The organism is candidate division WOR-3 bacterium (assembly GCA_016934535.1).
In the GTDB taxonomy this organism is placed as follows: Bacteria; SDB-A; SDB-A; order SDB-A; family SDB-A; genus JAFGIG01.
Genome location: JAFGSQ010000048.1, coordinates 1 through 12,300, shown reverse-complemented (window position 1 = coordinate 12,300; position 12,300 = coordinate 1). Strand labels below are relative to the sequence as shown.

Sequence of the window (12,300 nt, the reverse complement as noted above, 5' to 3'; positions counted from 1 at the left end):
TCCATTATTCCTCCATTTCGTTGCCCTTGATTACCGCGAGTTTCGAAAGCGGCGGACCTATTAGTTCATTCACGAACACCGACAGCAGAACTATGTTGATCATGCTTAAAATGAACTGTTGCTGGTGTTCTCCCACGTGGCTCATGAGAGGTGACGCCTGAATAAGAAGTACGAGGCCTATCGCAACGCCGGCCTGGGGAAGCATGGACAATCCGAGATAATTACGTATGCTCGACGGTGCTTTTATCAGAGATGATCCAAGATATACTCCTCCGTACTTTCCGACCGCGCGGGCTAAAATATAAATCGCACCGAAAAGAAATGTGCCTGACTTGAGCAAAATATGCGGTTGAAGTTCAGTTCCGGCGATGACAAAAAACAGAGCGTACAAGGGAGGGGTAAGTGGTTCAAGAATTCTGAAGATTCTATGATTTCGCGCTGACATATTGATCAGAAGACATCCCGCCGCCATGTTCGTCAGTAAGGGTGAGAGATGAAGGACAATTGAAAGCGCCGTTGAAAGAAAAATGACTCCTATTGAAATAATCATAATTTCGTTGGTTTTTTTCTTTCTTCGTGTTCCGTAATGAATGATCAGTGAACTCAGTAGTCCAATCAGCACGGAGAACAGTACTTCACCGATTGCTTCGAAAACCATTGCCAAACTTCCCATGCCGCCTGACGGAGCGAGGAGAGTCGAAGCGAAAGCGAAAATTGTGCCGAACAAAATGACGCAACCGGCGTCGTCGAGTGCGACAACACCGTAGAGGTAATCAACGAACAACCCGTGAGCTCGCAGAGCTTGCACAATGGCGACAGTCGCAGCCGGCGCAGTAGCAGTGGCAATGGCGCCGAGGAGTAGGGCGTAGGGCAACTGCATCTTGAAAAGAAGAAGGGCAACGGTCACGATTATGAATGTCGACAATATCTGAACAACGGTAATTACAACCACATTTCGACCCAACCGGCGCAGTTTTACAAGGGAGAACTCGCCTCCGATGGTAAGAGCTATCAGTCCGAGCGCAATTTCCGTGGCAAACCGGAACGAGTGTCCCATACTACGGGGATAAAGGCCGGTGACAGCATCGCTGACAAGAAGACCCGCGATTATATATCCGGTGATTTCCGGCAGTGATATTTTGGCGGCGAGTCTTCCCAGAAGATATCCGGCAATTAAAAGAATACCTGCGGCGAACATGGGGTGGTTGCTCAGAAGTGTTTTGAGAGCAAGCAGATCCTGGAAAACCAGGTTCATTGTAGAATCACCGGGTGAGAACCGGGATCGATGATTTTATTTTGCTGGAAGCTGAACGCATAATGAATGAAATATAAAACAGCCCTAAAGATTAATCAAGAGAATAAAATTTTTTAGTAAAGGTACTTAATATGCGCTATTTTCGTAGCGGATTATTGAAGTTCAATCGTGTCAAAGCGAATTACATAAATATTACCCATGCCGTTGAGGACTGAGTTTGCTAATTCATATAGTGCAGATACACTTTCCAATTTTTTATCTATTGGAACAAATCTTTCGCTGGTATAATAGAAGTTTCCCCGGGGGATATAGATAAAAGGGCAATAATCCAGATACTCGGAATTGACAATATCCCCCATGTTTACAGCATGTCTCCAATTTCCTGTTTCATCTTTTATGCTGTAATAAAGATCTCCTCCGCCGATTTCATCATCTCTGCCGAATGAAGTGAATATTATTATATCTTCATCAGGGACTATGCAGGCATTAAATTCATAGATCGGTGTATTGATACTTGTATCCAATGGTTCAGGCTCTAAATACATGCCGTCAACACATCTGCTGACAAAAATGTCTTCACTGCAGATTCCGTTTTCCCTGGTGGAGGTGAAATACAAGTTGCCGTTTCCGGCCAAAGACGGATAGAACTCGTCATTTTCAGTGTTGATAACAGGCGGTAGAGGTTCCGGTTCAGTCCAAGTTGATTCATTTCTTTCAGAAAACCAAATATTAAAATCCGTCCTTGTTGAGTCGGAACCCATCGGTCTGTTCGAGACAAAATACAGTTTGTTGCCATCCATAGAAAAGCAAGGTTCGATGTCGGAGTATTGACCTGAAAAACTCAATATCTCTCTATTACTCCATACATCGCCTGTCTTCATTATCCTCACCAAGCACATTTTTGACCTTTTATAGTCACACAAAGTAAAAATTATTTCATCGCCCCCGGGTGAAATGGCGATATCTCTTTCATACAAATTGGTCGACACGATTCCTTCGGCGAAAATTTCCGTTTCAGAAGGAGAATGTTCCAAATCAATTCTATCAGAACCGCTTAATTGTGATAATAAAACAACGAATAAAAGCGTCGTAAAAATATTGTTTTTCATATTATTTCAACTCCTGATTATTAATTTTACTCTATTGCTTTGTTTATATGCTTGTTGACCATGGCAATAGTGTTCATTAATTATACCTTAAAGGTTATTGGCTGAATCAATCGTCGGTCCTTTCTTTGTCTGCGGTTGTTCGTTCTGTGTTAAGACAAGACGACAATTTGCTGGCAATTGCTTTTAAAAACTATTCTCTGGGTGATTCGGGATGCAAGTCCCGCTCTATCCAAAATTCCGATAATCCCGTCTGTGGAAATATATGATTTGAAATTATAATAATGATCTCTTCCAATAGTCGCGTCGATCATGCGTATTACAAAACCGACTAAATTCTTAGGTAAAGGAGTGTTTGAATCGAGAATAATTGTTTTTCTGCTAATTCGTTTTATTTCATTGAGAACATTCATCTGCTTATCTGGCCTTAGTTCATGGATCACCTGACACATAATTGAATAGTCAAAATGATTTTCACCGAATACAGTAATGTTTTCAAGATCCATATGCAAGAATTCAACGTCGCTGTAAACGTTCAATTTTTTCGCAAAGTTTATCATTTGCAAGGACAAGTCGGCTCCTACGACTCTGCAATTTTTCTTTTTTTTCAGCATCAAAGACAATCTTCCGGTCCCGCAACCGGCATCAAAAACAGATGAATTTTCAGGTATTAAACCAACAATGTTGGATCTCGCTTCATTTAATAAAGGATCAATAAAGAGATGATATATCTTCCCGTAATGATTCAAACTTTTATCAATTATCATAAGCCTGTTTTCTTTCGAACTTACAAATCAAAGCAATAATTTGTTTGGTATTTCTCGAAATCATACCTATAACCGGAAGAGATAGTATTCAGGACAGTGATATTTTTTTCGAAATACGAATATAATATTCTTTGTTTTTTTATACTGGTTATTTTTTGAATATTTCCATAATTAATTTCTTCTGCGAAATTGTATGTCGCAAAGACAGACATAGACATTTTCCCTTCAGAAAAGGTTTTTATTATTGTAAAACTCAGAGCAATGTCTGTCAAACAAAGAACAAATTCATGTCCAGCGTATCGGATTAAGGTTTAAATAATAATAATCTTTCCATCAAAATGTCTTCAAAATTTCTTCTGCCGTCAAAAACAGCAATAATATAAACGCTGTCATTTTCTATTCTGTAAATAATTCTCCATGGAGAAACAATAATTTCACGATAATTTTCTATATGATGAAATTTTAATTCCGGGACAACTCGTCCGCGTTCGGGGAAATTTTTTAAACTTTCGGCTTTTTCTTTTATTCGATGTAAAATCTTTATTGCAATATCAATACTATCATTGGAAATGTAATCAATAATACCGTCCAAATCTTTATATGCAATTTCTGACCAATAAACAGAATAAACTGATTTTGGCATATATATTACTATTGACTATTCTTAAATTTATTCTCAATCATAGCAAAAACTTCATCCTGATCTATTATTTTTCCAATACGAATGTCTCTTTCACCCTGTGAAATGAGTTTTAATAAGCCTAAAGTATTTTTCATGTTTTCAAAACTGTCTGAATCCAGCAAAACGGCTTTGGCTTCACCATTTTGAGTTACATAAACAGGGCGGCGTGTTTTACTGACCTGGTTTAATATATCGGCGGCATGCGCTTTAACATACGATATTGATCTTATGTCCTCTTTAATCTTCATAAGCTCCTCTTGACAAGTATGGTCTGAATATAATACTTTATATGGTCTTCGTCGTCAATGATTATATTGTCCATGCTGACACAAAATCGCGCACTAACTTTTCCCGGGAATATTCACAGGCATAGACTTCTGAGATGGCGCGAGGCTGGGAATTCGATCCAAAAACAAGATCGACCCTGGTGCCGGTCCATTTTAGTTCGCCTGTAACCCTGTCCCTGTCTTGGAATACGTCGTTTTCTTCTGATGTAGGTTTCCAATGAATCCGTCATCAAACTTGTAAAAATCATTTTAATTGCCGTGCACCAGGCGTTACATACTTGGTTTTGAACCGGTTAGCTGTTCTGGGCCGAAAATTTATTAGGAATTTATTTGACTAATTCTGTTTGTGAAATTAAGTGTCTCAGAACTTTTGTAAGACATTTTTCCTTCTGAAAGGTTTTGAATATTTAAAATCAGTAATTGCATATTGTCAATTTTGAAATGTCCGGATTGGAGCGTTATTTAATTCGATTGACAAAAATATTTTACTAATTTAGTATATAACTAAATTAGTAATAATGAGGAGATAGAATGAAAATACCGACAGATTTAAAGCACAAACCGGTGATAGTTTCAGAGGATTACGACAAAATTGACGGAAGATCTGCATACAGGAGTGAAGCAAAAGGACTTTCATTGGGTTTAGCCCAGTGGAACGACAGGGGAAAAGTCGATATATCGGCAAAAATTTGGAGACACACGGGAAAAAAATGGTCGCGTCAGTCCGAAGAGCTACCTTTTCACAGAGTGATAGACCTTGCGATTCTCATCTGCAGAGCGAAAGTGTTTTTCAGGGACAGGTATATGAAAAATGAAAAGGATTTTCCGAAATATCCTCTCCTGGACAGAATCGGTCTTCAGGGCGGTGCGATGAATTTTTCCGTCTGCACTGAAAACGAGCAAATAGAAGATGACATAAAACTCTTCGACGACTGCCTGCACAAAGACGACGAAATTTTAAGCGAAAGATTGAGAGTCCTTGCGGATTTGCTTAAAGAATTGCAGATGGTGTAAAATGAAATTAAAATGGTTTATGAGATACAATCATAAGTGAAAAGAGAATTCATGAAAATCGTTTTGAATGTGTTATTTTTGACGTTCGGTTTTTTTTGTACGGCTTTTTCAGACGACTTTTTGATTTCTGTAGAACTTTCCGATCAGAAAACCCTACAGAAATGGATTGAACTTGGGTTGACTGCAAATGAATTCGTCGGAGACAGGGCTTTTTTAATCACCGACGTGATCACTGTTGAAAAGATAAAAACTTCGGGTTTTGTCTATTTTGTTGTGGATGAGAATCCGTCAAATAAAATATACTCGCTCGTGTCTCCGCAATGGATTTCGGATCTGTCGGGCGTGAAGATTGTTTACACGGACAGTGTTCTCGCGATAACTGACATCACTTCAAAGGGTGATGACTATCTCTCGGTTCTCAGAATTCCAAACAGGCTTTTTAACCGCGAACAGATACCTGTCAGATTCTGGGAAAGGCTTTTAATAAATACTGTTTACATGAACAATATCGAGTGGGAACCGTACGTTCAGTCGCTGGTTGACGAAGTTAATTCCGATTCGATTACTTCATACATACAACGTCTGCAGGATTTTTACTGCAGATTCAGTTTTACCGACAGTTCATACGCCGCTTCTCAGTGGCTCAAAGAAAGATTCGAAGGATGGGGTTATCAAACTGAATTCGACTCTTTTTATGAAGTGAAAGCAGCAGCTGAGAGGAATGTTGTGGCAACTTTTCCCGGGAGTCAGGCTCCTGAGAAGCAGATGATAATATGCGGGCACTTCGATGCGACATCAAATACCGCAACTTTCGCTCCGGGTGCGGACGACAACGCCTCAGGTACGGCCGCCGCTCTCGAAGCTGCGAGGATTTTTGCGGGAATAAACAGCGATTACACTCTTAAATTCATAGCGTGGGCGGCTGAGGAGGACGGGTGTCTTGGGAGCTATCACTACGCGGGAAACGCTTACAGCGAATCGGCGGATATAGCTGCTGTTCTAAACTACGACATGATTGGATTCAGAGACGACGAATATCTGGACAATTATATACAAAGTATGGATAAAACATCTGAATGGCTGTCAAACTTGTATTCGGATGTATCTTCAATGTATGTTCCTTCCCTAATCAATTTCGAAGTTCCACCAATGGGAGGCTCAGACTGGATTTCGTTCGCATCACGAGGTTACTCATCAATAGGAATGATGGAAGCCAATCAGACGCAATTCAATCCTAATTATCACAGCACTACGGATCTTTTGTCCACTCTTGACTCGACACTTTATACGACGATAATCAAAAGCGGCGTCTCGGTACTGGCTGTGCTGAGCGTCTATCCTGCTAAAGTTGAGAATGTCGCAGTCCTCGTGACCGGATCCGACAGCAGTGTAGTAGTACAGTGGGACAAATCCCCGGAAATGGACGTGGATGGCTACAAAATATACATTGGAGATTCGAGCATATCCTATCAGGACGCTTTTGTAATTACAGGAGCAGGTATAACTTCAGACACTTTACTAGGTCTTTCTCCCGGAATCGAGTACTTTCTCGCTGTGACGGCTCTGGACAACACAGGAAGGGAGAGCTACTGCGCCGACGAGATAAATTTCGTTTCGAACAGCACCCCGCTTGCACCGCAAAATGTAACGGCTCTTCCAATAAAAGATTGTATACAAATATCATGGCGGCCGAATCTTGAAATTGATTTGTCCGGCTACAGAGTTTTCAGAGGCGTCAACCAGGACACTCTTTTGGACAGCATAAACGTAACAATTCTAACCGACACATGTTTCACGGATTCATTTCTTCAGGGGGAGAATAGGTATTACTACGCAGTCAAAGCATACGACCTGCAAGGAAACGCAGGTCCGCTTAGTGCTATTGCTTACGGAAGACCCCTGACTCTCGATCAGGGAATACTGATAGTTGACGAAACCCATTACGGCGGATCAGGATTCCCCACAGACAGCACCGTCGATGAGTTTTACAGAGGAATTCTTCAGGGATACAGGATAACGGAATTCGACTATTCGGCGATCGGAGAAGGTCCTTTGTTCGCAGACCTGGCTCCATATTCAACGGTGGTCTGGCACTCGGAAGACCTGGATTCGTTTTACGCTGATGAAACCTCTGAACAATTATTTCGTTATCTTCAAGGAGGCGGAAATCTCTGGGCGATAGGATGGAAGACCGCCTCAGACTTTAGCGGTTTGACGGAATACCCCATCGTCATTCCCATGGGCAATATCGTCCGCGATTACATGCGAGTGGACACAGCCGATCTGTCGGGACCAGAGGACTCTCTGCAGGGTGTCGTTGGAAATTTCAGCTTTCCTGATTTGCTGGTGGACGAGTCAAAAATACCTTATCAAGCCTGGGGGAATTGTCTGAGATACGTCGAGTCATATAGTTATGTCGGAGGAATAAATGTTTATAACATTGATTTATCAAACAACATGAGTCCCTTTGAAGGAGGAGTCTGCGCAGTGTTAAGGATGGCAGGCCAAGGTAAATCGGTGATTTTCGGATTTCCTCTGTATTTCATGAACTCAGGGCAAGCAAGAGCAGCAGCGCAGAGGGTAATGACATTATTCGGAGAAGTGGTTTTTGTTGAAGAAAATCCGGTCTTTTCACCGGTTCCCTCAGATATCGTTCTAAGCGCATCCGCTTTTATTTTTACTAATAATGTTCTGTTTTCCTTCGACATACCTCGAGATTGCCGGGTGTCAATGAAGATATATGACTCCTCGGGAAGACTTGTCAAAGTACTTCTAAACCGTGATTTTACTTCAGGGTGTTACGAAGCAGAATGGAATAAGACAGACTTAAAAGACAGAATAATTGCACCTGGAGCATATTTTTGCAGATTGTCCGCGGGAGATGAAAACGTTTCTATCAAGATAACATTGACTGAATGAGAATGCAGACATAAACCGGAGGCGCCGGATTCAGAACGAGAGAAATAATCTGAAATTATAATAGATAAAGGTGAAAGACATTATATGAAACTTATAATTGCAGACTGGGGAGAGATCGATGAAGTTTTACCCCTGGTTAAAAAATACGACACGGGTATCGAAATTCAGGAATACGCATGGCCTGAGAACTTAGATGAAAAAAGCTCGGAAGCAGACGTTATTTTTGAAAAAATCAAGTCTGTAACTGTGAGGGGATTTCACGGACCTTTTTGCGAAATGATACCATCGAGCAGGGATAAAAAAGTCCGTGAAGCGGCGAGAAGCCGTTTTCAGGAAGCCTACGATATCGCATCCCGCCTTGAAGTTCAGCACATGGTCCTGCACACAGGATACATACCCAAAACTTATCCCAGGGATATTTGGATTAAGAATTCACTGGATTTTTGGTCAGATTTTCTCGGAGATAAAACTGAAGGATTGGCGATTCATCTTGAAAATGTCTTCGAGGATGATTTTTCCGCCATTGCCGAATTAATAGATAAAACGAACGAAATATATAAAAGAGAGATACTTTCCGCATGTCTCGACATAGGCCACGTCAGCGCGAACTCCACTAAATCGCACGAAGAATGGATAAAAGGGCTGGGAGAAAGGATCAAATACGTTCACTTGAACAGCAACGATGGAGTTTTAGACGATCACTGGAGACTCGGGAAAGGAAAAATAGACGTCGAAAAAGTTTTGGAACTTTTGGATAAATATTCACCGACAGCTTTTTGGACAATAGAAACTCTTTTGAATGAAATTGAACCTTCTGTTTTGTTTTTAAAGGAAAGGGGATTGTTGAACTGTTCATAAATCGTGATTTAATTTATGACGCTTTAATAATCTCTCGCGTCAAAACAACAGCCGGGCTTTAATAGGATGAAAAAGTCTTTGGCCATAACTATCTGCGTTGTTCTTTCAATCATTTCTTATCTGTCCGTTGTCGCTGTGACGGACAAAGTATTTTTTGGACTTTCAGTTCCCGAAGGAAAAGAACACCGTGCCGCAATGGCAATCCGGGACGACGTGACACCGTTCCAGAAATGGGGAACGGAGAATTTTACAATTCTCTACCTGGAAAGGTATTACGGTTCGGTCACATATTTGACGCAGTCCTTTCCCGGTGACAAGAAACAGGAATTTCTGTCGGCGCTGGTTGAGAGTCTGAAAAAATACCACGAAGTCGACATTTTTATACTCGCCCACGACAATGATTTCGTCTACTGGATGTGGGACATAGATTCGAATTTGACAGGAAATCTCAGAATGATCTACAACACAGGTTGCAACGATATTTACCAGGCTCCTGTATGGCTTGATCTTGGAGCGGAGGCATACATAGGTCACCCTGGAGAGAGCAAATCACCCGTTTTTTATTTTTACTTTCTCAGGCGATGGGCAAGGGGACAGACACTTAAGGAGGCGGTTCGTGAGTCCAACGAAAAGATGAAAACGTTTCTCGAAAGGCTTGAGTTTGCGACCGGCGGAAGATTCGACGCTGAAAAAGCGTGGGTGCAATCCGAAGCGGTCCTTGAGAGTGACGGCAGAATCAAATGAGAAAAACCTATTTAGTTCCATTGTCGGCGCTGTTATTTCAGATCATCCCGCCGTTTTTGATATACGTTTTGTCATGGGCGATATACTCCGATCAGGGATTTGTCCCTCATTCCTTGAATCGCTTTCTCTCTCTTTCTCTCCTTCTGTTTTCATCGTCTGTGAGCCTTTTTCTCGGAAATTACGGTTCGTATCTTCTGCTGATAAAAGAAAACAAAATCGTTGACCTTCTTATGATTCTGTTGTGCTGTGTACCTGCACTTCTGGCCGGATCTTTTTACCTTCACGCGTTACTCGTATTTATGGCTATTGTTTGATTTTAGACGTAAAAATAATGTATGAAATACACAAAAAAACGGGAGGCAGTTAATGCAGAAAGTGAATGATCTGAACGTTTTGACGTTGTATGTTTCAGACATCGAAACAGCCAAAAAGTTCTACAAGGAGATACTCGGGTTCGAGGACGGGGGGGAGATGCCGCCGGGAGTTCTTTTCAAGTCTGGGAAAGTGACTATATACGCTGAACCCGGAAGAAGAAAGAAGCCAGAACAGTCTAGAGAATACGCCGAGTTTTCTCCGAGCTTCTCGGTCGACAGCGTCAGAGAGTGTCATGAATTTTTAAAAACAGAAGGAGTAAAAATCGTCGAAAAATATCAGGAATTCGCGCCCGATTTTGCTCTTTTCAAGTTCGAGGACCCCGACGGGAATCTTTTGGAAATTTCTGGAAAACCCTGATTTTATTTATTCAGAAAAATAAATCTTAACCTTTCACTTTTTTTCGTAAGTCGTCGGGCCGTCTTTCCATCCTGCCTGATCCAACCACCACTGCGGATATCCTACTTCCTGAGCCATGTGTCCTTCGGTGTTTATATATCCGTCGTCGTAGCGAACTATCATATACGCCAGCAGTTTCCACCATCTATCTACGACTGTTTCTGTATTTTCGAAACATTGTTCGGTCAGAAAAACTTCGGCTTTTTCCGTGATTTCGCCTGATTCACTGTTTTTTAAGATCAGTGAATCAATCGAAGATACCAGTTGGATTTCCGCTGTTTCAATGCTGTCCCTGAGTATTTTGATGTCTTCTATCATATAAGAGTATTTTATCGAAGTGCAATTTGAGACCGTGTTGAATGCCCACCACGCGCTTTGATCCGAAAACTCGGCGGTGTTGCAGTTTTGCACGGAAGGAGGAAGATCGCTTATACCGACGAAGAATGGGATGAAACAAGTCTCTGAGGGCCGATCCAGACCCATCCAGCAAATTCCGCCGACGGCGTCGGGAAGCCATTTACGGGCTTGGTTTACGTAGACGAAGCCGCAGTAGCTGACCGAAAGAGTGCGTTCCCATGCACCTTCAAGAACTCTCGTGGGATCACCGACGTCACCCTGACCGTCGTAAGGACCGTAGTAGCGGTAAGGAAAACCGAAAGGGCCTGCTGCTGTACCTTTGGTCATGTCGAATTCGGTCCCCTCATAACAATCCCTGTGAAGGTTCATCACTTCAAGGAGCGAAAGAGGATGATCCGGTTTTAATGAAAAAGGATAATACCTGGTGCAGCCGTCCTCCACCCACGGAGAGAGATTCAGTTCTGGCGCGGCAAGACTCTGAACCCGCCAAACTCTTCTGAGAGAGTAATAGGGGTGATTATATTCCCCGAGACTGACGGTTTTAAGCCAGTCCAGTGTGCCTGATTCAGGTTTCCACCAACCCATGTCCTGTGCGGTTTCAAAAAGATTTTCACAGTAAAGAATGTCCGGGTCTCCCGGTACAATGTCTCTGATCCTGAATTCATTTGCGGCGACGAACAATTCCCCGTCGGGAACTCTTCTTGCAACCCACAATCCGCCCGAACTGTCGGGTGTGCCGCAGCACATTTCCATGACCCAACCCTCGTTCGGATCACCCAGCAGAAGCGTTTCGCCAGTACCGTAGTAGCCGTATTTTTCTATCATGTATCCTATAAGTTCGACGGCTTCCCTTGCCGTCCTGCACCTTTCGAGGGCTATTCTCGAAAGTTCGCTCGAATAGAATATTCTTTTTCCCCTCTCGCAGTTCAGCTGTATTTTTGCGCCGTTAGTGCACTCGCCTATCATTAGCTGATGCTCGTTGATTATTCCGTAGCTTCCGTCGAAATATGCGTAAGTGTGACCGGCCTCTGGTATCGAATCAAGAGGTATAGTCACTGGATATTCTGGAGTGTCGTATCCGGGTCCGCGTTCAGAACACACAAGGCGAGGTTCCAGAAAGCAGTTGTATTCTGGAATTTCGCCGAGTGCTACGGCCGTGGGATAAATCATTCTCCACGAACCCTGGGGGTGATCCATTGCGGGAACGTAGATTATTCTCTCGTCGCATAACTCGTTGTCGTCTGAATGAGTGACTAAAACGGAACCGTCATTGGAAGCTCCAGAAGTCACAAGTATTGTCGTGCAGGAGAACAATGATTGGGCGTAAAGTAAAATCAACACTGACAGAAATCCTGAAAAGAGCATTTTCATATATTCCTCCCATTAAAAAGCTGTGAATCTATGTTATTTATTATTGCATCGGAATTGTTGATTTCACAATCTTTTTTGTCTTTCCCAAACTTCGTATTCGTCGTTTGTATTCTTTTTCGCGTCCCTTCGCGTCAACTCGTGGTTACGGTTTTTTTGTATTCAAAAAATA

General features: G+C 42.2%; 12 protein-coding genes. 6 read left to right on the top strand and 6 right to left on the bottom strand.

Features of this window, described 5'->3' with window-relative positions; all coding sequences use genetic code 11:
- Window positions 1–4: 4 nt before the first annotated feature.
- The 5 genes from JXL83_07320 to JXL83_07300 all read right to left on the bottom strand — a co-directional run bounded on the left by JXL83_07320 (window position 5) and on the right by JXL83_07300 (window position 4,058).
- On the bottom strand, window positions 5–1,255 hold the full coding sequence (locus tag JXL83_07320; protein ID MBN2363926.1) for a cation:proton antiporter: 1,251 nt from the start codon (window positions 1,253–1,255) through the stop codon (window positions 5–7).
- Between the two features lie 152 nt (window positions 1,256–1,407).
- The gene (locus JXL83_07315) at window positions 1,408–2,364 is read right to left on the bottom strand and encodes an exo-alpha-sialidase (protein ID MBN2363925.1); all 957 of its coding nucleotides are present in this window, start codon (window positions 2,362–2,364) and stop codon (window positions 1,408–1,410) included.
- Between the two features lie 149 nt (window positions 2,365–2,513).
- Window positions 2,514–3,128 carry a class I SAM-dependent methyltransferase gene (locus JXL83_07310; protein MBN2363924.1) on the bottom strand — a complete coding sequence of 205 codons (615 nt, stop codon included), beginning with the start codon at window positions 3,126–3,128 and terminating at the stop codon, window positions 2,514–2,516.
- A gap of 304 nt (window positions 3,129–3,432) precedes the next feature.
- Complete coding sequence (locus tag JXL83_07305; GenBank protein MBN2363923.1) at window positions 3,433–3,771, bottom strand: type II toxin-antitoxin system RelE/ParE family toxin; 339 nt, start codon at window positions 3,769–3,771, stop codon at window positions 3,433–3,435.
- Between the two features lie 8 nt (window positions 3,772–3,779).
- Window positions 3,780–4,058 carry a type II toxin-antitoxin system Phd/YefM family antitoxin gene (locus tag JXL83_07300; GenBank protein MBN2363922.1) on the bottom strand — a complete coding sequence of 93 codons (279 nt, stop codon included), beginning with the start codon at window positions 4,056–4,058 and terminating at the stop codon, window positions 3,780–3,782.
- A 570-nt stretch (window positions 4,059–4,628) separates the two neighbouring features.
- Between JXL83_07300 and JXL83_07295 the strand changes: the two genes are divergently transcribed.
- From JXL83_07295 to JXL83_07270, 6 genes are all read left to right on the top strand, one after another.
- Window positions 4,629–5,111, top strand: a complete 483-nt coding sequence (locus JXL83_07295) for a hypothetical protein (GenBank protein ID MBN2363921.1) — start codon at window positions 4,629–4,631, stop codon at window positions 5,109–5,111.
- Window positions 5,112–5,162: 51 nt separating this feature from the next.
- Complete coding sequence (locus JXL83_07290) at window positions 5,163–8,030, top strand: M20/M25/M40 family metallo-hydrolase (protein ID MBN2363920.1); 2,868 nt, start codon at window positions 5,163–5,165, stop codon at window positions 8,028–8,030.
- A gap of 84 nt (window positions 8,031–8,114) precedes the next feature.
- The gene (locus tag JXL83_07285; protein MBN2363919.1) at window positions 8,115–8,888 is read left to right on the top strand and encodes a sugar phosphate isomerase/epimerase; all 774 of its coding nucleotides are present in this window, start codon (window positions 8,115–8,117) and stop codon (window positions 8,886–8,888) included.
- Window positions 8,889–8,954: 66 nt separating this feature from the next.
- The gene (locus tag JXL83_07280; GenBank protein MBN2363918.1) at window positions 8,955–9,632 is read left to right on the top strand and encodes a hypothetical protein; all 678 of its coding nucleotides are present in this window, start codon (window positions 8,955–8,957) and stop codon (window positions 9,630–9,632) included.
- Window positions 9,629–9,946 carry a hypothetical protein gene (locus JXL83_07275; GenBank protein MBN2363917.1) on the top strand — a complete coding sequence of 106 codons (318 nt, stop codon included), beginning with the start codon at window positions 9,629–9,631 and terminating at the stop codon, window positions 9,944–9,946. The genes JXL83_07280 and JXL83_07275 overlap by 4 nt, the downstream gene beginning before the upstream one ends.
- Window positions 9,947–9,998: 52 nt before the next feature.
- Complete coding sequence (locus JXL83_07270) at window positions 9,999–10,364, top strand: VOC family protein (GenBank protein ID MBN2363916.1); 366 nt, start codon at window positions 9,999–10,001, stop codon at window positions 10,362–10,364.
- 33 nt (window positions 10,365–10,397) lie between these two features.
- Here JXL83_07270 and JXL83_07265 read toward each other — a convergent pair whose 3' ends face one another.
- Window positions 10,398–12,131: a C69 family dipeptidase gene (locus JXL83_07265; protein ID MBN2363915.1), complete on the bottom strand. Its 1,734-nt coding sequence runs from the start codon at window positions 12,129–12,131 to the stop codon at window positions 10,398–10,400.
- Window positions 12,132–12,300 lie beyond the last annotated feature (169 nt).

Excerpts from the sequence above, each read along its gene's own strand:
- JXL83_07310 (MBN2363924.1), bottom strand. The coding sequence starts at position 3,128 with ATGATAATTGATAAAAGTTTGAATCATTACGGGAAGATATATCATCTC.
- JXL83_07295 (MBN2363921.1), top strand. The coding sequence starts at position 4,629 with ATGAAAATACCGACAGATTTAAAGCACAAACCGGTGATAGTTTCAGAG.
- JXL83_07285 (MBN2363919.1), top strand. The coding sequence starts at position 8,115 with ATGAAACTTATAATTGCAGACTGGGGAGAGATCGATGAAGTTTTACCC.
- JXL83_07265 (MBN2363915.1), bottom strand. The coding sequence starts at position 12,131 with ATGAAAATGCTCTTTTCAGGATTTCTGTCAGTGTTGATTTTACTTTAC.
- JXL83_07280 (MBN2363918.1), top strand. The coding sequence starts at position 8,955 with ATGAAAAAGTCTTTGGCCATAACTATCTGCGTTGTTCTTTCAATCATT.
- JXL83_07315 (MBN2363925.1), bottom strand. The coding sequence starts at position 2,364 with ATGAAAAACAATATTTTTACGACGCTTTTATTCGTTGTTTTATTATCA.
- JXL83_07290 (MBN2363920.1), top strand. The coding sequence starts at position 5,163 with ATGAAAATCGTTTTGAATGTGTTATTTTTGACGTTCGGTTTTTTTTGT.
- JXL83_07320 (MBN2363926.1), bottom strand. The coding sequence starts at position 1,255 with ATGAACCTGGTTTTCCAGGATCTGCTTGCTCTCAAAACACTTCTGAGC.
- JXL83_07300 (MBN2363922.1), bottom strand. The coding sequence starts at position 4,058 with ATGAAGATTAAAGAGGACATAAGATCAATATCGTATGTTAAAGCGCAT.
- JXL83_07275 (MBN2363917.1), top strand. The coding sequence starts at position 9,629 with ATGAGAAAAACCTATTTAGTTCCATTGTCGGCGCTGTTATTTCAGATC.
- JXL83_07270 (MBN2363916.1), top strand. The coding sequence starts at position 9,999 with ATGCAGAAAGTGAATGATCTGAACGTTTTGACGTTGTATGTTTCAGAC.
- JXL83_07305 (MBN2363923.1), bottom strand. The coding sequence starts at position 3,771 with ATGCCAAAATCAGTTTATTCTGTTTATTGGTCAGAAATTGCATATAAA.